Source organism: Streptomyces sp. NBC_01471 (genome assembly GCF_041438865.1).
Taxonomy (GTDB): Bacteria; Actinomycetota; Actinomycetes; order Streptomycetales; family Streptomycetaceae; genus Streptomyces.
Genome location: NZ_CP109450.1, coordinates 727,787 through 751,705, shown reverse-complemented (window position 1 = coordinate 751,705; position 23,919 = coordinate 727,787). Strand labels below are relative to the sequence as shown.

Genomic DNA, 23,919 nt, shown 5'->3' with positions numbered 1-23,919 from the left:
GGCCTGGTCCGGAGGGTATGCCGCACCCCGATTAGGATCGGTTCCCTCATGACTGCAACCCTTGTCGCCAAAGACCTCGCCGCGGGCCACGGCGACCGCTCGCTCTTCTCCGGCCTCGACCTCGTCGTGGCGCCGGGAGACGTGATCGGTCTCGTCGGTGTGAACGGCGCGGGCAAATCGACCCTGCTGCGCCTCCTCGCCGGGCTCGACACCCCTGAGGAGGGCGAGCTGAGGCTCTCGCCGCCCACCGCCACCGTCGGCCACCTCCCGCAGGAGCCGGAGCGCCGCGAGGACGAGACCGTCAGCGCGTTCCTCGCCCGCCGCACGGGTGTGGCCGCCGCCCAGAGCGCCATGGACGAGGCCACCCAGGGCCTGGTCGACGGAGTCGCGGGAGCCGACGACGCGTACTCCACGACGCTGGAACGCTGGCTCGACCTCGGCGGGGCCGACCTCGACGAGCGCGCCGGTGAGGTGGCGGCGTCGCTGGGACTGACCGTCGGTCTCGACCAGCCGATGGCCTCGCTCTCCGGCGGCCAGGCGGCCCGCGCCGGGCTCGCCTCGCTGCTGCTCTCCCGCTACGACGTGTTCCTGCTCGACGAGCCGACGAACGACCTCGACCTCGACGGCCTGGACCGTCTTGAGCGCTTCGTGAGCGGGCTGCGCGCGGGCACCGTCGTCATCAGCCACGACCGCGAGTTCCTGACCCGCACGGTCACCAAGGTCCTCGAACTCGACCTCGCCCAGCAGCAGATCACCCTGTACGGCGGCGGGTACGCCGGATATCTGGAGGAGCGCGAGACCGCCCGCAGGCACGCCAGGGAGGAGTACGACGAGTTCGCCGACAAGAAGGCGGCCCTCGAAGGCCGGGCCCAGATGCAGCGCGGCTGGATGGACAAGGGCGTCAAGAACGCCCGCCGCAAGGCCACCGACAACGACAAGATCGGCCGTAAGTTCCGCAGCGAGGCCAGCGAGAAGCAGGCGGCCAAGGCCCGGCAGACGCAGCGCATGATCGAGCGCCTCGACGTCGTGGACGAGCCCCGCAAGGAGTGGGAGCTGCGGATGGAGATCGCGGCCGCTCCGCGCTCCGGCTCCGTGGTGGCCACGCTGCGGGACGCGACCGTCGTCCGCGGGGACTTCACCTTCGGTCCCGCACACCTCCAGATCGACTGGGCGGACCGGGTCGCCATCACCGGAGCCAACGGGGCGGGCAAGTCCACCCTGCTCGGCGCGGTGCTGGGCCGTGTCGCGCTGGACACCGGGCACGCGGCGCTCGGCCCCGGCGTCGTGGTCGGCGAGGTCGACCAGGCCCGCGCCCTCTTCCACGGTACGGAGACGCTGCTGGCCGCGTTCTGCGCGGCGGTCCCCGACACCGAGCCCGCCGAAGTCCGCACGCTCCTCGCCAAGTTCGGCCTGAAAGCGGCGCATGTGCTGCGCCCCGCCACCACCCTCTCGCCGGGCGAACGGACCAGGGCCGCTCTCGCGCTCCTGCAGGGCAGGGGAGTCAACCTGCTGGTGCTGGACGAGCCCACGAACCATCTGGACCTGGAGGCCATCGAGCAGCTGGAGTCGGCGCTCGACACGTACGAGGGGACTCTGCTGCTGGTCACCCACGACCGCCGGATGCTGGACGCGGTCCGGACGACGCGCCGTATCGAGGTGGCCGACGGCAAGGTCACGGAAGTCTGAGCCGGGCGGCCACCCCTGAAGCCGTCGCCGGGCGGGCCCTTCGGGGCCCGCCCGGCGCGTGCGTCAGATCATGCTGCGGCAGGGAGCCGCAGTGCCGGCCGGGTCAGCCGCGACCTGTGCCCCGCCCCTTGCCCTGACCGGGGTCCGTGAGACCGGCCCGCCGCAGCGCGTCCGCCATCGCGCTGTTGGCCGGTGCCGGAGCCGACGACGGGCGGCCACCGCCGCCACCGCGCCTTCCCCCGCCGCCCTGCCGCTGCTGCGGGGGCCGGCCGCCCTGGCCGTCCTGCGCCCGCCTGCCCCGGTCCTGCCGCTCCTTGCCGCCGCCCGGCTTGGCCCCGGCCTCGTCGTCGAGCCGCAGGGACAGCGAGATCCGCTTGCGCGGGATGTCGACGTCCATCACCTTCACCTTGACGATGTCACCCGGCTTGACCACATCACGCGGGTCCTTGACGAACGTCCTGGAGAGCGCGGACACATGCACGAGGCCGTCCTGGTGGACCCCGATGTCGACGAACGCCCCGAACGCGGCGACATTGGTGACCACGCCCTCCAGGACCATCCCGGCCGTCAGGTCGCCCAGCTTCTCGACGCCCTCCTTGAAGGTGGCCGTTTTGAACGCGGGCCGCGGATCGCGCCCCGGCTTCTCCAGCTCCCGCAGGATGTCCGTCACCGTCGGCAGCCCGAAGGTGTCGTTCACGAACTCGGCGGGATCCAGCGAGCGCAGCAGCGCCGCGTTCCCGACGAGCGGTCCGCCGCCTGCCTTCTTGGCCATCGTCCGGACCACCGGATACGTCTCCGGGTGCACGCTCGACGCGTCCAGCGGGTCGTCGCCGTCCCGGATGCGGAGGAAGCCCGCGCACTGCTCGTACGCCTTGGGGCCCAGCCGCGCCACGTCCTTGAGTGCCTTGCGCGACCGGAAAGGACCGTTGGTGTCACGGTGCGCCACGATGTTCTCGGCGAGCCCCGAGCCGATGCCGGAGACCCGGGAGAGCAGCGGGGCCGACGCGGTGTTGACGTCCACGCCGACACCGTTCACACAGTCCTCGACGACCGCGTCCAGCGAGCGGGAGAGCTTCACCTCGGAGAGGTCGTGCTGATACTGCCCGACCCCGATCGACTTGGGGTCGATCTTGACCAGTTCGGCGAGCGGATCCTGGAGCCTGCGGGCGATCGACACCGCGCCCCGGAGCGTCACGTCCATGTCGGGCAGTTCCTGCGAGGCGAAGGCGGACGCCGAGTAGACGGAGGCCCCCGCCTCCGAGACCATCACCTTGGTGAGCTTCAACTCGGGGTGCTTCGCGCACAGTTCACCGGCGAGCTTGTCCGTCTCGCGGGACGCCGTGCCGTTGCCGATCGCGATCAGGTCGACCGCGTGCTCCTTCGCCAGCCGGGCCAGCTTGGCCAGCGCCTCGTCCCACCGGTTCGCGGGGACGTGCGGGTGGATCACGTCGGTGGCCACGACCTTGCCGGTCGCGTCGACGACGGCGACCTTCACCCCTGTACGGAACCCGGGGTCCAGCCCGAGCGTGGCGCGGGTCCCGGCGGGCGCGGCCAGCAGCAGGTCGCGCAGATTGGACGCGAAGACCTTCACGGCCTCGTCCTCGGCAGCCGTCCGCAGCCGCAGCCGCAGATCGATCCCGAGGTGGACCAGGATGCGGGTGCGCCAGGACCAGCGGACCGTCTCGGCAAGCCACTTGTCGCCCGGCCTGCCGCGGTCGGCCACCCCGAAGCGCCGCGCGATCATCGACTCGTACGCCGAGGGCCCCGCGGTGTCCGACGGCTCCTCCGGCTCCAGGACCAGGTCGAGCACGTCCTCCTTCTCGCCCCGCAGCATCGCCAGCACCCGGTGCGAGGGCAGCGCCGTGAACGGCTCGGCGAACTGGAAGTAGTCGGCGAACTTGGCGCCCGCCTCCTCCTTGCCGTCGCGCACCTTCGCCGTCAGCCGCCCGCGGGTCCACATCCGCTCACGCAGCTCACCGATGAGGTCGGCGTCCTCACCGAACCGCTCGGTGAGGATGGCCCGTGCGCCCTCCAGCGCTGCCGCCGGATCGGCGACGCCCTTGGCCGCGTCGGTGAACGCGGTGGCAGCGGTGAGCGGTTCCACCGAAGGGTCGGCCAGCAGTCCGTCGGCGAGCGGTTCGAGACCGGCCTCCCGGGCGATCTGCGCCTTGGTCCTGCGCTTCGGCTTGAAGGGCAGGTAGATGTCCTCGAGCCGCGCCTTCGTCTCGGCCGCCCGGATCTGCGCCTCCAGTGCGGCGTCGAGCTTGCCCTGCTCCCGTACGGACTCCAGAACTGCCGTCCGCCGCTCCTCCAGCTCCCGCAGATAGCGCAGCCGCTCCTCAAGGGTGCGCAGCTGTGCGTCGTCGAGCATCTCGGTCGCTTCCTTGCGGTAGCGCGCGATGAACGGCACGGTCGAACCGCCGTCGAGCAGCTCGACGGCAGCCTTCACCTGCCGTTCCCTGACGCCGAGCTCCTCCGCGATCCTGCTTTCGATGGAAACTGGGGTGGTCGTGGTCACGATCCCGTACCGCCTTCTCGCTGAGCTTGCCGCATTCTTCCGGAGCAGCCTCCGGACCCCGCCCGGTGAACGGACCGCCGGTGGGAGCCGGGCCGCCGCCGTGCGGGGAAACAGTGCATCCGCATTGTGGCAGGCGGCGCCGACAGACCGGGGAGCCCGCCCGCGGCCGGATCAGCTGAGGCCGGACGGGAAGGCGCCCGCTGCGGCCGCGGTGGCGAGGAAGCCGCGCGCCAGCCCGGTGAGCCGCTCCACGCCCTCGGCGCCCAGGTGCTCGTACGGGGCGAGGTCGAGGCGGTCGGTGTCCGACTCCACGTCCTGGCGCAGCTGGGTCCCCGCATCGGTGAGCCCGCCGTCCGCGTCCAGCAGCCCGCGCCCGCGCAGCCGCTCGACGGCCGCGTCCCAGTCGGTCCGCTGCCAGCCGCGGGTGGCGAGGATCCAGCGGGGCGCCATGCCCTTGCCGGTCGCCGTGTGGCTCACCAGCGCCTCCAGCGGGTCGAGCCCGGCGGTGAGCAGCACGGCGAGATGGCCGTCGCCCCGGTGCTCGCGCAGCAGCGTCGCCGCGTGCCAGAACGCCAGATGCGGCTGCTCGGGGACCGGCAGGTCCGCGTGGGCGGCGTAGAGCGGCCGGGCGTGCCGGGTGCAGGCCTCGGCTGCGCGCAGTGCGAGCCGCGCCGCCTCGGCCATCGCGTCCGATGTGACCGTCTCCTCGCCCAGCAGCCGCCGCAGCGTGGCGTCGGCGGCGCGCAGCCGGGCATCCAGCACGGTCCGCGGTGAGGCGGTCTCCCACACGGCGGGGACATGCCGGGCGATCAGCCCGGGGTTGAAGTTGTAGAATGTGGCGGCGATCGTGCCGGGCCCCACGGCCCCCATCGCCGCGCCGCGCGCGGCGAAGTAGGCGGCGCTCGCGTCGTCGATCCCGACGCCGGCGAGCTGTTCGGAGAGGTCGGGGGAGAAGTAGAGCGTCGAGTGCAGCGGGTTGACGGAGTGGTGGCAGCGACGGCCGGCGCGCGGCGGGAGCGAGGTCATTGGCTGAACGTTACCGACTGGTCGGTACGTGTGGAAGTGATGGCAGGAAAGGTGGGACATTCGTCATTGCGGACACGCTGTCCGCCGCCCATGCTGAGTCGTATGCCACAGCGAGAGGTGCTGTTCGTCGTCTTCGACGGACTGCAGAGCCTTGATGTGACCGGCCCCATGGAGGTCTTCGCGGGCGCCGGCCACATCGACCGGGACGCGTACACCCTGCGCACGGCCTCGCTCGACGGCTGCGCCGTCCGCACCTCCAGCGGCCTCACCCTCGTGCCCGACGGGAGGCTGGCCGACGCCGGGGACCCGCACACCCTGCTGGTCCCCGGTGGGCAGGGGACCCGCGCGCCCGACCCCCGGCTGATCGACTGGCTGCGGGAGCACGCCCCGCGCGCCGAGCGCATCGTCTCGGTCTGCACCGGCGCGCTGCTGCTCGCCGGGGCCGGTCTGCTGGACGGCCACCGCGCCACCACGCACTGGTCGGTCTGCGACCATCTGGCGCGGACCCATCCGGCCGTGGAGGTCGACCACGAGCCCATCTTCGTACGGGACGGGAAGCTCGCCACCTCAGCCGGAGTCACCGCGGGTATCGATCTGGCACTCGCGCTGGTCGAGGAGGATCTGGGCCGGGACATCGCGCTGGCTGTCGCCCGTCATCTCGTCGTCTTCCTCCGGCGCCCGGGAAACCAGGCTCAGTTCAGCGTCCAGCTCGCCGCCCAGATCGCCCGGCGCGACCCGCTGCGCGACGTCCAGCAGTGGATCAGTGAGCACCCCGGCGGCGACCTGTCGGTCGAATCGCTCGCGGGCCGCGCCCGTATGTCGCCCCGCCACTTCGCCCGCGCCTTCCGCGCCGAGACCGGTACGACGCCGGGCCGCTACGTCGAACTCGTCCGGCTGGAACACGCCAGGCGGCTGCTCGAAGACACCACCGACCCGGTCGCGGAGATCTCCCGCACCTGCGGCTACGGCACACCGGAGGCCATGCGCCGTGCCTTCCTGAAAACTGTGGCGGCGGCTCCGGCCGAGTACCGCCGCCGCTTCCGTTCACCCATCGCCGGTCGCTCCGGAATTCCGTCGGCGCCACCCCCGGCGAACCCGTCGCAGTCCGTCTGAAAGGCACCCCGTGCAGATCGCGATTGTTCTCTTCGACCGTTTCACCGCACTGGACGCGGTCGGTCCGTACGAAATGCTCTGCCGCGTCCCGGACGCCGAGACCGTCTTCGTCGCCGAGCGGACCGGTCCCGTACGCAACGACAGCGGAAGCCTCGCACTGGTCGCGGACCGGACGCTCGGCGAGGTGCCGCGCCCCGACATCGTCGTGGTGCCCGGCGGCCCGGGACAGACCGCCCAGATGGAGAACGGGACCCTGCTCGGCTGGCTGCGCGCCGCCGACGCGGCCAGCACCTGGACGACCTCCGTCTGTACGGGATCGCTGCTGCTGGCGGCCGCGGGTCTGCTCAAGGGCCGCCGGGCCACGTCGCACTGGCTGGCGCTGGAGGCCCTGACCGCGTTCGGTGCCGAACCGACGGGCGAACGGGTCGTCACCGACGGCAAGTTCATCACCGCGGCCGGAGTCTCGTCCGGCATCGACATGGGGCTCACGCTGGTCGGGCGGGTCGCCGGGGACCGGCACGCGCAGGCGGTCCAGCTGGGCACCGAGTACGACCCGCAGCCGCCGTACGACGCGGGCTCACCGCAGAAGGCCCCGGCCGATGTGGTCGAGGAACTGCGCGGGCGGAGCCGCTTCATCCTCCAGTAGTGCCTCGTGGCACCGACCCGGGGTGAGGCGTCCAGGTGAAGCGGGGCTCCCGCCGCTCCAGGAAGGCCGTCACGCCTTCCACCGGATCGTCGGAGTCCCGCGCCGCGGCCCGCCAGTGAGCGCCCCGGTCGTCCCGGCCCGCGGCGAACTCCTTGGCCGCCGTCTGCGTCAGCTGGGAGCGGGACACCAGCACCCGGCTGAACTCCGCCACCCGCGGGCCCAGCATGTCCACGGGCGCCACCTCGTCCAGCAGGCCCGTCCGCAGCGCGTGGTCCGTACCGATCAACTCGGCCGAGAACAGGAGGTACTTGGCGGTTGCCGGGCCCACCAGGGACACCAGTCGCGCGGTGGACGCCGCCGGGTAGACGATCCCGAGCTTCGCCGGAGTCACCCCGAACAGGGACCCCTCCTCGGCGAACCGCAGATCGCAGGCTGCCGCCAGCTGGCAGCCGCCGCCGACGCAGTACCCGCGCACAGCGGCGAGCGTCGGCTTGGGGAAGGCGGCGAGGGCCTCCTCCGCCCGGACCGCGAGCCGCTGCGGGTCCTCGCGCGGATCCCGGAGTGTCGCTATGTCGGCGCCGGCGCAGAAGGTGCTCCCGGCACCGGTCAGGACCAGGACCCGGACGGCGGTGTCGTCCGCCAGCCGGTCGAGCAGCACCGGCAGGGCCCGCCACATGGCCGCCGTCATGGCGTTGCGCTTGGCGGGGTTGCTGATCACGACGGTGGCGACCCCGTCGGCGACGGTGTGCTGCAGCTGCGGCTCCATGGGCCGGATGCTATCCGGCCGGTCCGAACCGGCTGAGCGACGGGCAATGGACACTCAGGACACCGCACACGCCAACAGGAGACCAGAAATAGTCACGCCTTTAACAGGGTCAGTCGCATTCCCTCGAATAACGCCGATTAGTGCTGACTTCAGTTCAGCCGCTCGGTACTGACCAGCTCATTCCCAACACTCGATGCGTGGTCACCATTGAGCGCGAGGGCGGGAGCCGGGATATGGAGAGCCGCGGGAGAAACAGCCCGCCCGACCCGGCGGTCGCCGGCGTCCTGCCCTACGAGGGGGTCTGGCGGTTCACCGCCCCCGCAGTCGACATCTCCGTACCGCAGGCCCGGCACGCCGTACGCGATCTCCTGACGCGCCAGCAGGTCCCGGTCGGCGGCGACACCGTCCAGGGCCTGCTGCTGATCGTCTCCGAGCTCGTCACGAACGCCGTACGCCATGCCGCGCTGCTCTCCCCGGAGGTGGCCGTCGAGGTCGCAGTCGGGGCCTCCTGGATCCGGGTGTCGGTCGAGGACAACCACCCGTACCGGCCGAAGGCGCTGGACGCGGACCAGGGGCAGACCGGGGGGCGCGGGCTGATGCTCGTACGGGAGATCACCACGGAGGCCGGCGGGACCTGCGGGGTCGAGCAGACGGCGAGCGGCGGCAAGATCGTCTGGTCCGCACTGCCGCTCGCCCCCGTCGTCACCAGCCGCCGCTCGGCCCCGTCAGCTCTCTGACCGCGGGGCGCGCGGCGTCGAGCACCGTCATGAACCACGAGGAGAACGGCGCGGAGGAGTGCCGCTCGGCCAGTTCGTCGGCGGTGACGAACGCCGTGTCCTCCACCTCGTCGGGGTCCGGCCGCAGTTCCGCCTGGGCGAGTCCGACGAACAGGTGGTTGAACTCCTGCTCCACCAGGCCCGAGTCGGGGTCCGGGTGGTTGTAACGCACCGTGCCCGCCTCGGCGAGCAGCGCCGGGGAGACGCCCAACTCCTCGTACGTGCGCCGGGCGGCCGCGGCGAAGGGGGATTCGCCCGGATAAGGGTGCCCGCAGCAGGTGTTGGACCACACGCCGGGGGAGTGGTACTTGCCGAGTGCCCGACGCTGGATCAGCAGCCGCCCCGCCCCGTCGAAGAGGAATACCGAGAAGGCCCGGTGCAGCTGACCGGGTGCCTGGTGTGCGGCGAGCTTCTCCGCCGTTCCGATGGTCCTGCCGCTCTCATCGACCAGTTCGAGCATGATCGCTTCTGCTGCGCCGTTCGACATAACCATCCTTCGCATCGGGCGTCACCGGCTCCTCAGTCTGCCGTACAAAAGCGGCTTGTCCGCACTTCGGAGCGCAGGACGTGTCGGTGCCCCCGCCACACTGCGTGGCGGGGCCACCGACCGGAATATCAGAATTCGCCGCCCGCCGGGAAACCGGCCCCGCGCGCCGGGCACAGCACCTATGCTGCATAGCCGTATGCGCCGCCGTGCCCGCGGTGCGTGGCGGGTTCCTCGCCGCTGCCCGCGAGTGCCTGTGCCACGGCGGGCCCGTCGGACACCTCGGCGGCCACCGCGCGGCGAACGGGACGTCGTACTCGTCCCGGTCGCCCGCAGGCTGCTCGTCCCCCCCCCAAGGACGCGGAGCCGACGAGGCACGCGGATCCCCCGGCCCGGACGGGATCGAACATACCGTCGGGGAAGGGGGGTTGGGCCAGGCCTGCCACAAGGGCCCAGACGCGGGGGTGCACATCAGCGGCGCCGGCCCGGGTCGAGTACGCGAGCGAACGCTCAGTGACAGAGCTTCGCCTCGTGTTCCGCGTGGCCGCCCGGCTCCAGCTGGAAGGTGCAGTGTGCGACATCGAAGTGGGTGCCGAGACAGCCCTGGAGATCGTGGAGCATCTTCTCGTGCCCGATCGCGTCCAGGGTGTCGGGGCTGACCACCACGTGCGCGGAGAGGACCGGCATCCCCGAGGTGATCGTCCACGCGTGCAGGTCGTGGACGTCGGCCACTCCGGGAAGGCCCAGGATGTGGGCCCGGACCTCGCCCATGTCGACATTCTTCGGGGCCGCTTCCAGCAGCACGTCGAGCGTCTCGCGCAGCAGCTTGACCGTACGCGGGACGATCATGAGGCCGATGACGATCGAGGCCACCGGGTCGGCCGCCTGCCAGCCGGTCGTCAGGATCAGGGTGGCCGAGATCAGCACGGCGACCGAGCCCAGTGCGTCGGCCAGTACCTCCAGATAGGCGCCGCGGACGTTGATGCTGTCCTGCTGCCCCCGGACGAGGACGGAGAGCGAGATCATGTTGGCGGTCAGGCCGATGAGGCCGAAGACGATCGTCCGGCCGCCCGCGGTGTCGGCCGGCGTGATGAACCGCTGGATCGCCTCGTACAGGACATAACCGCCCACGCCCAGCAGCAGAAGGCAGTTGGCGAGCGCGGCCAGGATCTCCGCCCGCGCATAGCCGAAGGTGCGGTTCTCGCTGGCCGGGCGGTTGGCGAAGTGGATCGCGAGCAGCGCCAGCGCCAGCCCGAGCGCGTCCGTCGCCATGTGTGTGGCGTCCGCGAGCAGCGCCAGCGAGTCGGCCAGCAGACCACCGGCGATCTCCACCACCATCACGGTCAGCGTGATGCAGAGCGCGATACGCAGCCGGACCCGGTGAGCGGCGCCGGCGGTCCCGGTCGGCGGCGGTCCGCCGTGCGAATGCCCGTGGTCGTGCCCAGCCCCCATGAGAGCGCCTCCCGATCGTGAGCGTGCCGGTCCGAGAGGTCAGCCAACTACGGGGCAGGGGTATCGGGCAACACGAGACCGAACACCATTGTCAGCTGCTCTGACCTGCGGAAATAATGGCAGGTCAGAGCGGGGCGCGAGATCATTCGCGGCGCGCGCCGGGGTGTCGCAGGCACCAGCCCTCCCAGGCCGACCCGACCATCTCGCGCACTCCGCGCGACGCCTTCCAGCCGAGCTCCCTGGCGATCAGCTCGCCCGACGCGACGGCCTTCGCCGCGTCGCCCGGGCGCCGCGGCTCGATCACGGGCGACATCGGCAGCCCGGTGACCGAGGCGACGAGGTCCGCCAGCTCGCGTACCGATACGCCCGCACCGCGCCCGACATTGACCGTGAGATCCCCCGCGCCCCCGTCGGCGGACAGCTTGCGGACCACGGCGAGATGGGCGTCGGCGAGATCGGCGACATGAATGTAGTCACGGATGCAGGTGCCGTCGGGTGTGGCGTAGTCGTCGCCGAAGATCCGCGGCTCCTCGCCGCGGGTCAGCCGGTCGAAGAACATCGGGATGACGTTGTGCACCCCGATGTCGGCCAGTTCGGGCGAGGCCGCCCCGGCCACGTTGAAGTAGCGCAGACACGCGGTGGAGAGGCCGTGCGCCCTGCCCGCCGCCCGCACCAGCCACTCACCGGCCAGCTTCGTCTCGCCGTACGGATTGATCGGCGCGCAGGGTGTCGATTCGGTGATCAGCTCCGCGTCGGGGACGCCGTAGACGGCGGCCGACGACGAGAACAGGAAGCGCCGCACCCCGGCGGCGACCGAGGCCTCCAGCACCACGGTCAGGCCGTGCACATTGTCCCGGTAGTAGCTCAGCGGGTGCTCGACGGACTCCCCGACCTGCTTCTTGCCCGCGAGATGCACGACCCCGGTGATGGCACCCCCGTGGCCGCTCAGGGTGGCGTCCAGGAGCCCGCGGTCGAGGACCGAGCCGCGCACCAGCTCCACTCCGGCCGGAAGCCGCTCGGCGAGCCCGCTCGACAGGTCGTCCAGGACGACCACCCGCTCGCCGGCCTCCACCATCGCCCGCGCCACATGCGCTCCGATGTATCCCGCCCCGCCTGTGATCAGCCACGTCATACCGGCCACCCTATCGACCGCCCGGCCGGGCACCCCGGCTCAGCCTTTTCCGCCGGACCGGGGGCGCGGTTTGTGGGGCGAGGCATGGATCGATCATGATGACCGCGGCAGGTGGCACGGGGTCATGCCCGGTCGGATCGGGACGTAAACGGCCCGTGAACTCCTGCTTCCGTCCATCCGATAGCCTCTGCCGACATGCCGCCCGCCCCTGCCGGGAACGGGCCGTCTCCGCGTGTGTCACGCCAGCTCCAAGGAGTGAGTTCGTCTGTCGACCGCCATCCTCGCCGGTGCGCCGGTACCCGGATCGTCGCTGGAGGGCGATCTGCGGTCGCTGGGCTTCGACGTACGCACCGCAGCCGATGCGGCAGAGACCGCGAAGCTGCTCACCGCCGCACCCGCCGACGAGCGCGTGGCGGTCGTCGACACCCGTTTCGTCGGCCACCTCCACTCGCTCCGCCTGGCACTGACCGATCCCCGGTTCGCCGCGGCCGCGGTCCCCGGCGCGCTCGCCGTCCAGCCGGAGGCGCGTCCCGCGCTCAACCGCGTACTGGCGGGTTCGGGGCCCGGCCCCGACGCCCTGGCCGCGGCGCTGGACAGCGCCGGGACCTCCGTGCAGCGCCCCGAACTGGGCACCCTGGTCGCCTCGGTCCCTCAGGACCCGCAGAGCCGCCACGAGGCCAGGGCCGCCGTCGCCGCCGTCGATGACGAGGCCGTGCGGCTCCGTACGGCCGTGAAGTCCCGTGACGGCTTCTTCACGACGTACTGCATCAGTCCGTACTCGCGGTACATCGCACGCTGGTGCGCCCGCCGCGGGCTGACCCCGAACCAGGTCACCACCGCCTCGCTGGTCACCGCGCTCATAGCGGCGGCCTGCGCCGCGACCGGCACCCGCGGCGGTTACATCGCCGCCGGTGTCCTGCTGATCTGTTCCTTCGTCCTGGACTGCACGGACGGCCAGCTCGCCCGGTACTCGCTCCAGTACTCGACGCTCGGCGCCTGGCTGGACGCGACCTTCGACCGGGCCAAGGAGTACGCCTACTACGCGGGGCTCGCCCTGGGTGCGGCCCGCAACGGCGACGACATCTGGGCCCTGGCCCTCGGCGCGATGGTCCTCCAGACCTGCCGCCACGTCGTGGACTTCTCCTTCAACGAGGCCAACCACGACGCGACCGCCAACACGAGTCCCACCGCGGCTCTCTCGGACAAGCTCGACAGCGTCGGCTGGACGGTCTGGGTGCGGCGCATGATCGTGCTCCCGATCGGTGAACGCTGGGCGATGATCGCCGTGCTCACCGCGGTGACCACCCCGCGGATCGTCTTCTACGCACTCCTCATCGGCTGCGCACTGGCCGCCTGTTACACCACGGCCGGCCGGATCCTCCGCTCGCTGACCCGCCGGGCCACGCGCACCGACCGCGCCGCCCAGGCACTGGCCGATCTCGCCGACTCGGGCCCGCTCGCCGAGCTCTTCGCCCGGTTCCTCAGGGGACCGCGCGCGGCCCTGCCGGTGATCGCGTTCGTCGGCGGTGCGCTGGTGGTGGCCGCGTCGCTCTTCGCCCCCGTGGGCAGCTGGTGGCCAGCCGCGGCCGCCGCCGTGTACTGCGTACTCTCCGGAACGGCCGTGTCGCGCCCGCTCAAGGGCGCGCTCGACTGGCTGGTGCCCCCGGTGTTCCGGGCGGCCGAGTACGTCACCGTCCTCGTGCTCGCTGCCCGCTCCGATGTCCACGAGGCGCTGCCCGCGGCCTTCGGTCTGGTCGCTGCCGTCGCCTACCATCACTACGACACGGTGTACCGCATCAAGGGCGGTACCGGCGCGCCGCCCCGGTGGCTGGTGCGTACGATCGGCGGCCACGACGGCCGGACCCTGGTGGTCGCCGTACTCGCCGCCGTGCTGACGGCAGGGCACGCCCCGGGCGACGGTTTCGCCGTCGCCCTCACGGTGCTCGCCGTGGCCGTGGCGATCGTGGTGCTCGCGGAGAGCATCCGCTTCTGGGTGTCCTCCGGCGCACCCGCTGTACATGACGAAGGAGAACCCGCATGATCGGCCTCGTACTGGCGGCCGGCGCAGGCAGGCGTCTGCGCCCCTACACCGACACGCTGCCCAAGGCCCTCGTGCCCGTCGGCCCCGAGGGGGAGGGCGAGCCGACGACCGTTCTCGACATCGCGCTGAGCAACTTCGCCGAGGTCGGACTGACCGAGGTCGCGGTCGTGGTCGGCTACCGCAAGGAGGCGGTGTACGCGCGCCGGGCGGAGTTCGAGGCCAAGTACGGCGTCACCATCACGCTGATCGACAACGACAAGGCCGAGGAGTGGAACAACGCGTACTCCCTCTGGTGCGCCCGTGAGGTGCTCAAGCAGGGTGTGATCCTCGCCAACGGCGACACCGTGCACCCGGTCTCCGTGGAGAAGACGCTGCTCGCCGCGCGCGGCGACGGCCGGCGCATCGTCCTCGCCCTCGACACGGTGAAGCACCTCGCCGACGAGGAGATGAAGGTCATCACGGACGACACCGACGCGGTGACCCGGATCACCAAGCTGATGGACCCCGCGACCGCCACCGGCGAGTACATCGGGGTCACCCTCATCGAGCCCGAGGCGGCCGAAGAGCTCGCGGACGCGCTCAAGGTCACCTTCGAGCGCGACCCGGACCTCTACTACGAGGACGGCTACCAGGAGCTGGTGAACCGCGGCTTCCGTATCGACGTGGCCCCGATCGGCGACGTCGCCTGGGTGGAGATCGACAACCACGACGACCTCGCGAAGGGCCGTGGCATCGCGTGCCAGTACTGACGAGGCTCATCCCGTCCCCGGTCGTCGTCGACATCAGCAGTGGCGCACTCGACGGTCTGGCCGGGCTCCTCGCCGACCAGCGGATCTCGGCATCCGGCAAGCTCGCCCTCGCCGTCAGCGCGGGCTCGGGACAGGCGCTGCGCGAGCGGCTCGCGCCGGTCCTGCCCGGCGCCGACTGGTACTCCGTCGCCGACGGCACCCTCGACTCCGCGGTGACGCTGGCCGACGGGATCAAGGGCAAGCGGTACGACGCGGTCGTCGGCCTCGGCGGCGGCAAGATCATCGACGTGACGAAGTACGCGGCGGCCCGGGTCGGCCTTCCGATGGTCGCCGTCGCGACGAACCTCTCGCACGACGGCATCTGCTCGCCGGTATCGACCCTGGACAACGACAACGGACGCGGCTCGTACGGGGTCCCGACCCCCATCGCGATCGTCGTCGACCTCGATGTGATCCGGGACGCGCCGCCCCGCTTCATCCGCGCAGGCGTCGGCGACGCGATCTCCAACATCTCGGCCATCGCCGACTGGGAGCTGTCCCACAAGGTCAACGGCGAAGCGGTCGACGGACTGGCCGCGGCAATGGCCCGCACCGCGGGCGAGGCGGTCCTGCGCCACCCCGGCGGCGTCGGCGACGACGAGTTCCTGATGGTGCTCGCCGAGGGGCTCGTCCTCTCCGGCATCGCGATCTCGATCAGCGGCGACACCAGGCCCTCGTCCGGCGCCTGCCACGAGATCTGCCACGCCTTCGACCTGCTCTTCCCCCAGCGGGCCGGCAGCCACGGCGAACAGGTCGGTCTCGGCGCGGCCTTCGCGATGCACCTGCGCGGCGCGGCCGACGAGGCCGGCCTCTTCGCGGACGTCCTGCGCAGGCACGGCCTGCCCGTGCTGCCCGGGGAGCTCGGCTTCAGCGTGGACGAGTTCGTCCAGGCCGTTCAGTACGCCCCGCAGACCCGCCCCGGGCGCTTCACCATCCTCGAACACCTCAACCTGTCCGCAGACCAGATCAAGGACGCTTACGCCGACTATGCAAAAGCCATCGGTAGCTGAACTCCGCCCGGTCGTGCACCCTCCGGGCGTCAAGGACCGGCGGAGCGGCGAGCACTGGGGCGGCCGGTTCTACATGCGCGAGGTATCGCTGCGCATCGACCGCCACCTGGTGAACACGCGCATCACGCCCAACCAGCTGACGTACGTGATGACCGTCGCCGCCGCCTTCGCCGCCCCCGCCCTCCTCGTGCCGGGGATCTGGGGCGCGGTGCTCGGCGTGCTGATGGCTCAGCTCTATCTGCTTCTCGACTGCGTCGACGGCGAGGTCGCCCGCTGGAAGAAGCAGTACTCGATGGTGGGCGTCTACGTGGACCGCGTAGCCGCCTACGTGCTCGACGCCGCGGTCCTCGCCGGCTTCGGTCTGCGTGCCGCGGACCTCTGGGGCTCCGGGCGGATCGACTGGCTGTGGGCCTTCCTGGGCACGCTCGCCGCCCTCGGCGCCGTCATGATCAAGTCCGAGACCGACCTCGTCGGTGTCGCCCGTCACCAGCAGGGACTGCCGCCGGTCAAGGAGACGGCGTCCGAGCCCCGCTCCTCCGGCATGGCGCTGGCCCGCAGGGCTGCCGGGGCGCTGAAGTTCCACCGGCTCGTCCTCGGGATCGAGGCGTCCCTGCTGATCCTGGTGCTCGCGATCGTGGACCAGATCAGGGGCGACCTCTTCTTCTCCCGGCTCGGCGTCGCCGTGCTGGCGGGCATCGCGCTCCTGCAGAGCGTGCTCCACCTCGTGTCCATCCTCGCTTCGAGCAGGCTCAAGTGACGGCCCCCGGCGCGGGCGGCTCCGCGAAGGTCGGCGCGGTCATCATCACGATGGGCAACCGCCCCGACGAGCTGCGCGCCCTGCTGGACTCGGTGGCCAAACAGGACGGCGACCCGGTCGAGGTCGTCGTGGTCGGCAACGGCGCACCCGTACCGGACGTCCCCGAAGGCGTACGGACGGTCGAGCTGCCCGAGAACCTGGGCATCCCCGGCGGGCGCAACGTCGGCATCGAGGCGTTCGGCCCGGCCGGCACCGACGTGGACATCCTGCTCTTCCTCGACGACGACGGGCTGCTCCCGAACACCGACACGGCCGAGCTGTGCCGCCTGGCCTTCGCCGCCGACCCCGGGCTGGGCATCATCAGCTTCCGGATCGCCGACCCCGACACCGGCGTCACCCAGCGCCGCCACGTCCCCCGGCTGCGCGCATCCGATCCCATGCACTCCTCGCGGGTCACGACCTTCCTCGGCGGGGCCAACGCCGTACGGTCCCAGGTCATCGCCGAGGCCGGACCGCTCCCCGGCGAGTTCTTCTACGCACACGAGGAGACCGATCTGGCGTGGCGGGCCCTGGACGCGGGCTGGATGATCGACTACCGGGCCGACATGGTGCTCCACCACCCGGCCACGGCTCCGTCCCGGCACGCGGTGTACCACCGTATGGTGGCCCGCAACCGCGTCTGGCTGGCCCGGCGGAACCTGCCCGCACCGCTCGTGCCGGTCTACCTGGGGGTGTGGATGCTGCTCACGCTGGTCCGCCGCCCCTCGGGAGCCGCGCTCAAGGCCTGGTTCGGCGGGTTCAAGGAGGGCTGGACCACTCCCTGCGGACCACGCCGACCGATGAAATGGCGTACGGTCTGGCGGCTGACCCGACTGGGCCGGCCTCCGGTGATCTGAGAAGTGATCTGAGAAGCTCGACTCTGAGAGCATCGGACGTACTCCGGGACCCGGCATCCGAGCCCGGTCCCGATCCGGCAGCGCATCTTGAACACGGAAGTTTCAACTTGTGAGTGACACAACCCATGACGGTGCGGTCGCGCTGAGCGACCGCCCGTCTCCCGACGACGGTCTGTCCTCGGCCGAGCTGGCCGGGAAGTACGGCCTGTCGGTGAGCGGTGCCCGGCCTGGGCTCACGGAGTACGTCCGCCAGATCTGGGGACGGCGCCACTTCATCCTGGCCTTCTCGTCCGCGAAACTGTCAGCCCAGTACAGCCAGGCCAAGCTGGGCCAGGTCTGGCAGGTGGCGACCCCGCTGCTCAACGCGGCGGTCTACTACTTCATCTTCGGCCTGCTCCTCAACACCAAGCGGGGGCTGGCGCCCGACGTCTTCATTCCCTTCCTGGTGACCGGGGTCTTCGTCTTCACCTTCACGCAGAGCTCGGTGATGGCCGGAGTCCGGGCGATCTCGGGCAACCTGGGGCTGGTGCGGGCGCTGCACTTCCCACGGGCCTCGCTGCCCATCTCGTTCGCGCTGCAGCAGCTCCAGCAGCTGCTGTACTCGATGATCGTGCTGATCGTGGTCGCCGTCTGCTTCCACAGCTACCCCTCGCTGTCCTGGCTCCTGGTCATCCCGATCCTGGCGATGCAGTTCGTGTTCAACACGGGGCTGGCCCTGATCATGGCGAGGATGGGCAGCAAGACGCCCGACCTCGCGCAGCTGATGCCGTTCATCATGCGCACCTGGATGTACACGTCGGGCGTGATGTTCTCCATCACGGTGATGCTCAAGGGCAAGCCGCCGTGGATCGCCCATGTGCTCCAGTGGAACCCGGCCACCGTCTACATGGACCTGGTCCGGTTCGCCCTGATCGACGGCTACGGCGCCGAGAACCTGCCCCCGCACGTCTGGGCGGCCGCAGCGGGATGGGCGGTTCTGCTGGGCCTCGTGGGCTTCGTGTACTTCTGGAAGGCTGAGGAGCGGTACGGCCGTGGCTGAGGAAACCATTCAGGGGCACATCCCCACCGTCATCGCCGACGACGTGCACATCGTGTACCGCGTCAACGCCGGTGGCGGCGGCAAGGGCGCGGCCACGGCGGCGCTCAGCCGGATCGTGGGCAAGGACAGGAGCGCCGCACGCGGCGTCCGCAAGGTGCACGCCGTACGCGGGGTGACCTTCACGGCCTACCGCGGCGAGGCCATCGGCCTCATCGGCTCGAACGGCTCCGGCAAGTCCACCCTGCTGCGGGCCATCGCCGGGCTGCTGCCGACGGAGAGCGGCAAGGTCTACACCGACGGCCAGCCGTCGCTGCTCGGCGTCAACGCGGCCCTGATGAACGATCTGACCGGCGAGCGCAACGTCATCCTCGGCGGTCTCGCCATGGGCATGTCGCGTGAGGAGATCCGCGAGCGGTACCAGGGGATCGTCGACTTCTCGGGCATCAACGAGAAGGGCGACTTCATCACCCTGCCGATGCGGACGTACTCGTCCGGCATGGCGGCGAGGCTGCGCTTCTCCATCGCGGCCGCCAAGAACCACGACGTGCTCATGATCGACGAGGCACTGGCCACCGGTGACCGCAAGTTCCAGATCCGTTCGGAAGAGCGCATCCGCGAGCTGCGCAAGGAGGCGGGCACGGTCTTCCTCGTCAGCCACAGCAACAAGTCGATCAGGGACACCTGCGACCGCGTCCTGTGGCTGGAGAAGGGCGAACTTCTGATGGACGGCCCGACCGAAGAGGTCGTCAAGGCGTACGAGAAGGAGACCGGCAAGTAATAGCCGATCGGACCTTCCCGCCTTACCGCATCGCGGCAGTGGCCTCCGCCGGACTCTCCGGCGGGGGCCACTGCCGTGCGGCGGGCCGCCCGCCCGCATCATCCCGACACGCCGGTGCGAGCAGGGTGTTCAAGCCAATGACGGACCGTCGTACAAAGGTCCCGGCGAGTCAAGTGATCGTCAAGTACTGTGCGGGCGGGGAAGGTTGCCGGGGATTGAAGTGTTCTTGTGACGCACGCTGTACCCCGCCGACGTGTCAGTCGTTGTACAACGTAAGCTGTACCGGTGCTGATTCACGGCAAGCGGGGTCATAACCCTGCGTCGCCAACCCGGCGTCGCCTTGCCTGACGGTCCGCGCGGCGTGTCCGAAATGGGTTGTATTGAGTCGGCAGTGTAGAACGGGAGATGTGACGGCAATGGCAACGGACGTGTCCCAGCTCCGCGATGTTCCCGCCGTCCCCGCGCCTGGCAGCATGCGGTGACGGGCGTCCGGGACGCGGGCACCGACGGCCATGCGCGCACCACACTGGACAAGGCATCCGGCGAGAACTTCCCGGTAGCACCGTTCTTCCTGCCGCGCGCCTGGCGCGACGACCTGATGGCGGTCTACGGCTATGCCCGGCTCGTCGACGACATCGGCGACGGGGACCTCGCGTCCCCCGCGGCCGAGGCCCGGCTTCTGGGTCTCGACCCCGCGCGCGCCGACGACCGCCTCGCGATGCTCGACGCGTTCGAGGCCGACCTGCACCGTGTCTTCAGCGGGTCCGCCGGATCCACCGGACCGGTCGAAGAGCCGCACCACCCCATCCTGCGCGCGCTCCGGCCGACCGTCCGCCGCTGCGCCCTCACCCCCGAACCCTTCCTCGGGCTGATCGCGGCCAACCGTCAGGACCAGACGGTCCGGCGCTACGAGACCTACGAGGACCTCCTCGCGTACTGCGAGCTCTCGGCCAACCCGGTCGGCCGTCTCGTCCTGCAGATCACGGGCACCGCCAGCCCCGAGCGCATCCGGCGGTCCGACGCCGTCTGCTCGGCGCTGCAGATCGCCGAGCACCTCCAGGACGTCGCCGAGGACCTCGGCCGCGACCGCATCTACCTGCCCGCCCGGGACATGAAGGAGTTTCATGTCCAGGAGGCGGATCTGGCCGTCCCGAGCGCGGGCGCTTCGGTGCGCGCGCTGATCGCCTACGAAGCCGAACGCGCCCGGGATCTGCTGAATGAAGGCGCCCCGCTGGTGGGTAGCGTCCATGGCAGGCTCAAGCTGCTGCTCGCCGGGTTCGTGGCCGGCGGAAGCGCCGCTCTCCAAGCGGTCTCCGCTGCCGGATTCGACGTGCTTCCCGGACCGCCCAAGCCCACCAAGCTCGGCCTGTTGCGCGAAATGGGAGCCGTCTTGCGAGGAACGCGTAGAGAGGGGTGAGCCGGACCGTGGAGGGACAAACACCGGTTTCGGGGCCCGTGATGGCCGCGTACACGTACTGCGAGGCCGTCACGGGACAGCAGGCGCGGAATTTCGCGTACGGCATCAGGCTGCTGCCGGCCGACAAGCGGCAGGCGATGTCCGCGCTGTACGCCTTCTCGCGACGCGTGGACGACATCGGCGACGGCGAACTGGCACCCGACATCAAGCGGGAGCGGCTGGAGTCGACGCGTGAGCTGCTCGGGCGGATCCGCGAAGGAGCCGTGGACGAGGACGACACCGACCCGGTCGCGGTGGCCCTGACCGACGCGGCACGCCGGTTCCCCATCCCGCTCGGCGGGCTCGACGAGCTCATCGACGGCGTCCTGATGGACGTACGCGGCGCGACCTACGAGACCTGGGACGACCTGGAGGTCTACTGCCGTTGCGTCGCGGGCGCCATCGGTCGGCTCTCGCTCGGTATCTTCGGCAACGCCGCGAGTACGGCCGCCGCCGACCGGGCCTCCCAGTACGCCGACACGCTCGGCCTCGCGCTCCAGCTCACCAACATCCTCCGGGACGTCCGCGAGGACGCGGGCAACGGACGCACCTATCTGCCCGCCGACGACCTCGCCAAGTTCGGCTGTTCGGACGGCTTCCACAGCGCGACGCCGCCCGCGGGCTCCGACTTCGCCGGTCTTGTGCACTTCGAGGTCCGCCGCGCCCGCGCCCTGTTCGCCGAGGGCTACCGGCTGCTGCCCTTCCTCGACCGCCGCAGTGGGGCGTGTGTCGCCGCGATGGCGGGCATCTACCGGCGCCTCCTCGACCGCATCGAGCGCGACCCCGGGGCGGTCCTGCGCGGCCGGGTCTCGCTGCCGGGGCGGGAGAAGGCGTACGTCGCGGTCCGCGGCCTCTCCGGTCTCGACACCCGGAACATCACGCGTCAGAGCGCCCGGAGGCGCGCCTGATGCCCCTCGACAGACCCGCTCCGCCACGGTCCGCCGAGCGGTACTCAACCTCCCGGGACGATCACGCGTCCCTGACTTCGACGGCCCGCCCTCCGTACCCGGACGGCCTGTCCTGGAAGGGGGGCGTATGACAGCCGACGCGGTGCGGCCGGCGCGCGCGGTCGTGGTCGGCGGAGGGCTGGCCGGCACCACCGCCGCACTCGAACTCGCCGACGCGGGCGTAAGCGTGACCCTGCTCGAAGGCCGGCCACGGCTCGGGGGTCTCGCCTTCTCCTTCCAGCGCGGCGGACTGACCGTGGACAACGGCCAGCACGTGTACCTGCGCTGCTGCACCGCCTACCGCTGGTTCCTCGACCGCGTCGACGGAGCCGCCCTCGCACCCCTGCAGGACCGGCTCGACGTACCCGTCCTCGACGTCGCGCCCGCGGGCGGCCCGCGCCTCGGCCGGCTGCGCCGCAGCGGACTGCCGGTTCCGCTGCACCTCGCCCGGAGCCTCGCGACGTACCCGCATCTCTCCCTCGCCGAGCGCGCGAGCGTGGGCCGGGCCGCGCTGGCGCTCAAGGGACTGGACCTCGCCGATCCCTCCCTGGACGACACCGACTTCGCGAGCTGGCTGCGCGCGCACGGGCAGTCCGACCGCACCATCGAGGCCCTCTGGGACCTGGTGGGCGTGGCGACACTCAACGCGACCGCGCCGCACGCCTCGCTGGGTCTCGCCGCGATGGTCTTCAAGACCGGGCTGCTCTCCGAAGCGGGCGCCGCCGACATCGGCTGGGCCCGGGTGCCGCTCGGCGACCTGCACGACACACTCGCCCGCAAGGCCCTCGACGCGGCCGGGGTGCGCACCGAACTGCGCGCCAGGGTCGCCGGTGTCGGCCGGGCCGCGGACGGGAGCTGGCGGGTGGAGACGGACGGCGAGACGCTGGAGGCCGACGCCGTGGTACTCGCCGTACCGCAGCGCGAGGCGCATGCGCTGCTCCCCGAAGGGGCGCTCGACGCACCGGACGGGCTGCTGGAGATCGGTACGTCACCGATCCTCAACGTCCATGTCGTCTACGACCGCAAGGTGCTGCGCCGGCCCTTCTTCGCCGCGCTCGGCACCCCGGTCCAGTGGGTCTTCGACCGTACGGAGTCCTCGGGCCTGCAGGGCGGCGGGCAGTACCTCGCGCTGTCCCAGTCCGCCGCCGACGACGACATCGACCAGCCCGTCTCCGTTCTCAGAGAGCGCTATCTCCCGGAGCTGGAACGGCTGCTGCCCGCCACGCGCGGCGCCGGTGTACGGGACTTCTTCGTCACCCGCGAGCGGACCGCGACCTTCGCGCCCACCCCCGGTGTCGGACGGCTGCGTCCCGGCGCCCGCACCAGGATCCCCGGCCTCTGCCTGGCCGGAGCGTGGACCGCCACTGGCTGGCCCGCGACCATGGAGGGCGCGGTGCGCAGCGGTCTCAGCGCCGCCGGTGCCGTGCTCGCCACGCTCGGCCGTACCCACGACCATCCGCTTCAGGAGGCGGCATGAGCACTGTTACTGGAACAAGAGGAGAGCCTGTGACCCCGGCCGCAGACACCGTCGATATTGTCGCGCTCCTGGAGCGTGGACGGACCCTGTCCTCACCGGTGCTGCGCGCTGCCATTGACCGGCTCGCACCGCCCATGGACACGGTCGCCGCCTACCACTTCGGCTGGATCGACGCCGAGGGACGCCCCGCCGACGGGGACGGCGGCAAGGCCGTGCGCCCCGCGCTCGCCCTGCTGTCGGCGGAGGCCGCCGGCGCGGCGGCCGAGGCCGGGATCCCCGGCGCCGTCGCGGTGGAACTCGTGCACAACTTCTCGCTGCTGCACGACGACCTGATGGACGGTGACGAACAGCGCCGCCACCGGGACACCGTCTGGAAGGTGCACGGTCCCGCTCAGGCGATCCTCGTCGGTGACGCGCTCTTCGCGCTGGCGAACGAGATCCTGCTGGAGCTCGGCACCGTCGAGGCAGGCCGTGCCACTCGCCGGCTGACCACCGCCACCAGGAAGCTGATCGACGGTCAGGCCCAGGACATCTCCTACGAGCACCGCGAACGGGTCACCGTCGAGGAGTGCCTGGAGATGGAGGGCAACAAGACGGGCGCCCTGCTCGCCTGCGCCGTCTCCATCGGTGCGGTGCTCGGCGGCGCCGACGACCGCACGGCGGACACGCTGGAGGCGTACGGCTACCACCTCGGCCTGGCGTTCCAGGCCGTCGATGACCTGCTCGGCATCTGGGGCGACCCGGAGACCACCGGGAAGCAGACCTGGAGCGATCTGCGCCAGCGCAAGAAGTCCCTGCCCGTCGTCGCGGCACTCGCAGCCGGCGGACCGGCGTCGGAACGGCTGGGCGAACTGCTCGCAGCCGACGCCAAGAGCAACGACTTCGACACCTTCTCCGAGGAGGAGTTCGCCGCACGGGCGGCTCTGATCGAGGAGGCGGGCGGCCGGGAGTGGACCTCGCAGGAGGCCCGCAGACAGCACACGATCGCGATCGACGCGCTCACCGGGGTCGAGATGCCGGAAAGGGTGCGGGCGCAGCTCATCGCGCTCGCCGACTTCGTCGTAGTACGGAAGAGATGATCACCATCGCCACATAATTCGCGGTCGCCGGCCGGTGTCCCCGGGACACCGG

At 71.2% G+C, this 23,919-nt stretch carries 20 protein-coding genes and 1 pseudogene; 15 read left to right on the top strand and 6 right to left on the bottom strand.

Translation table 11 applies throughout. The annotated features are described in order from the left end of the window. Positions 1 to 48 precede the first annotated feature (48 nt). Positions 49 to 1,686: an ABC-F family ATP-binding cassette domain-containing protein gene (locus OG285_RS03265; protein ID WP_371790100.1), complete on the top strand. Its 1,638-nt coding sequence runs from the start codon at positions 49 to 51 to the stop codon at positions 1,684 to 1,686. Between the two features lie 103 nt (positions 1,687 to 1,789). On the opposite strand, the gene OG285_RS03260 is transcribed toward OG285_RS03265, so the two are convergent. Beyond that, entirely contained in the window at positions 1,790 to 4,204 is a 2,415-nt protein-coding gene (locus OG285_RS03260; RefSeq protein WP_371790099.1) for a Tex family protein, read from the bottom strand. A gap of 171 nt (positions 4,205 to 4,375) precedes the next feature. Beyond that, complete coding sequence (locus tag OG285_RS03255; protein ID WP_371790098.1) at positions 4,376 to 5,230, bottom strand: hypothetical protein; 855 nt, start codon at positions 5,228 to 5,230, stop codon at positions 4,376 to 4,378. 102 nt (positions 5,231 to 5,332) lie between these two features. Between OG285_RS03255 and OG285_RS03250 the strand changes: the two genes are divergently transcribed. Together OG285_RS03250 and OG285_RS03245 are read left to right on the top strand one after the other, a co-directional pair. Continuing rightward, the gene (locus OG285_RS03250) at positions 5,333 to 6,343 is read left to right on the top strand and encodes a GlxA family transcriptional regulator (protein ID WP_356834263.1); all 1,011 of its coding nucleotides are present in this window, start codon (positions 5,333 to 5,335) and stop codon (positions 6,341 to 6,343) included. 10 nt (positions 6,344 to 6,353) lie between these two features. Further along, the gene (locus OG285_RS03245; protein WP_356834261.1) at positions 6,354 to 6,989 is read left to right on the top strand and encodes a DJ-1/PfpI family protein; all 636 of its coding nucleotides are present in this window, start codon (positions 6,354 to 6,356) and stop codon (positions 6,987 to 6,989) included. Here OG285_RS03245 and OG285_RS03240 read toward each other — a convergent pair. Beyond that, positions 6,976 to 7,755 carry an enoyl-CoA hydratase/isomerase family protein gene (locus tag OG285_RS03240; RefSeq protein WP_371790097.1) on the bottom strand — a complete coding sequence of 260 codons (780 nt, stop codon included), beginning with the start codon at positions 7,753 to 7,755 and terminating at the stop codon, positions 6,976 to 6,978. The two genes, OG285_RS03245 and OG285_RS03240, sit on opposite strands and share 14 nt — an antisense overlap. Positions 7,756 to 7,952: 197 nt before the next feature. Between OG285_RS03240 and OG285_RS03235 the strand changes: the two genes are divergently transcribed. Continuing rightward, a complete protein-coding gene (locus OG285_RS03235; protein ID WP_371790096.1) occupies positions 7,953 to 8,492 on the top strand; it encodes an ATP-binding protein in 540 nt (179 codons plus the stop codon). Here the strand turns inward: OG285_RS03235 and idi are convergent. The 3 genes from idi to galE all read right to left on the bottom strand — a co-directional run bounded on the left by idi (position 8,458) and on the right by galE (position 11,599). Continuing rightward, positions 8,458 to 9,018 carry an isopentenyl-diphosphate Delta-isomerase gene (gene idi / locus OG285_RS03230; RefSeq protein ID WP_356834255.1) on the bottom strand — a complete coding sequence of 187 codons (561 nt, stop codon included), beginning with the start codon at positions 9,016 to 9,018 and terminating at the stop codon, positions 8,458 to 8,460. The two genes, OG285_RS03235 and idi, sit on opposite strands and share 35 nt — an antisense overlap. A 507-nt stretch (positions 9,019 to 9,525) precedes the next feature. Next, positions 9,526 to 10,467 carry a cation diffusion facilitator family transporter gene (locus OG285_RS03225; RefSeq protein ID WP_356834253.1) on the bottom strand — a complete coding sequence of 314 codons (942 nt, stop codon included), beginning with the start codon at positions 10,465 to 10,467 and terminating at the stop codon, positions 9,526 to 9,528. Between the two features lie 142 nt (positions 10,468 to 10,609). After that, entirely contained in the window at positions 10,610 to 11,599 is a 990-nt protein-coding gene (gene galE, locus OG285_RS03220) for a UDP-glucose 4-epimerase GalE (RefSeq protein WP_371790095.1), read from the bottom strand. A gap of 265 nt (positions 11,600 to 11,864) precedes the next feature. On the opposite strand from galE, the gene OG285_RS03215 reads away from it, so the two are divergent. The 11 genes and pseudogenes from OG285_RS03215 (at position 11,865) to OG285_RS03165 (ending at position 23,867) form a co-directional block, all read left to right on the top strand. Further along, positions 11,865 to 13,640 (top strand): DUF5941 domain-containing protein, encoded by a 1,776-nt coding sequence (locus OG285_RS03215; protein WP_356834438.1) that lies wholly within the window; start codon positions 11,865 to 11,867, stop codon positions 13,638 to 13,640. Then, complete coding sequence (locus tag OG285_RS03210; protein WP_371790094.1) at positions 13,637 to 14,389, top strand: sugar phosphate nucleotidyltransferase; 753 nt, start codon at positions 13,637 to 13,639, stop codon at positions 14,387 to 14,389. Before OG285_RS03215 ends, OG285_RS03210 begins: the two co-directional genes overlap by 4 nt. Then, positions 14,377 to 15,438 carry an iron-containing alcohol dehydrogenase family protein gene (locus OG285_RS03205; protein ID WP_356834247.1) on the top strand — a complete coding sequence of 354 codons (1,062 nt, stop codon included), beginning with the start codon at positions 14,377 to 14,379 and terminating at the stop codon, positions 15,436 to 15,438. The genes OG285_RS03210 and OG285_RS03205 overlap by 13 nt, the downstream gene beginning before the upstream one ends. Further along, positions 15,416 to 16,195: a CDP-alcohol phosphatidyltransferase family protein gene (locus OG285_RS03200; protein WP_356834245.1), complete on the top strand. Its 780-nt coding sequence runs from the start codon at positions 15,416 to 15,418 to the stop codon at positions 16,193 to 16,195. Before OG285_RS03205 ends, OG285_RS03200 begins: the two co-directional genes overlap by 23 nt. A 50-nt stretch (positions 16,196 to 16,245) precedes the next feature. Then, a complete protein-coding gene (locus OG285_RS03195) occupies positions 16,246 to 17,091 on the top strand; it encodes a glycosyltransferase (protein ID WP_356834436.1) in 846 nt (281 codons plus the stop codon). Between the two features lie 109 nt (positions 17,092 to 17,200). Then, positions 17,201 to 18,130, top strand: coding sequence for an ABC transporter permease (locus tag OG285_RS03190; protein ID WP_356834243.1), 930 nt, complete (start codon positions 17,201 to 17,203; stop codon positions 18,128 to 18,130). Then, positions 18,123 to 18,908, top strand: a complete 786-nt coding sequence (locus OG285_RS03185; protein ID WP_356834241.1) for an ABC transporter ATP-binding protein — start codon at positions 18,123 to 18,125, stop codon at positions 18,906 to 18,908. The genes OG285_RS03190 and OG285_RS03185 overlap by 8 nt, the downstream gene beginning before the upstream one ends. A gap of 478 nt (positions 18,909 to 19,386) precedes the next feature. Continuing rightward, positions 19,387 to 20,325, top strand: coding sequence for a squalene synthase HpnC (gene hpnC / locus OG285_RS03180; protein WP_356834239.1), 939 nt, complete (start codon positions 19,387 to 19,389; stop codon positions 20,323 to 20,325). Beyond that, complete coding sequence (gene hpnD / locus OG285_RS03175; protein WP_371790093.1) at positions 20,322 to 21,272, top strand: presqualene diphosphate synthase HpnD; 951 nt, start codon at positions 20,322 to 20,324, stop codon at positions 21,270 to 21,272. Before hpnC ends, hpnD begins: the two co-directional genes overlap by 4 nt. A 76-nt stretch (positions 21,273 to 21,348) precedes the next feature. Continuing rightward, positions 21,349 to 22,788: pseudogene (gene hpnE / locus OG285_RS03170) on the top strand (hydroxysqualene dehydroxylase HpnE); the annotation flags it as partial. Next, entirely contained in the window at positions 22,785 to 23,867 is a 1,083-nt protein-coding gene (locus OG285_RS03165; RefSeq protein ID WP_356834235.1) for a polyprenyl synthetase family protein, read from the top strand. The pseudogene hpnE and the gene OG285_RS03165, both read left to right, overlap by 4 nt. The last annotated feature ends 52 nt before the right edge of the window (positions 23,868 to 23,919 follow it).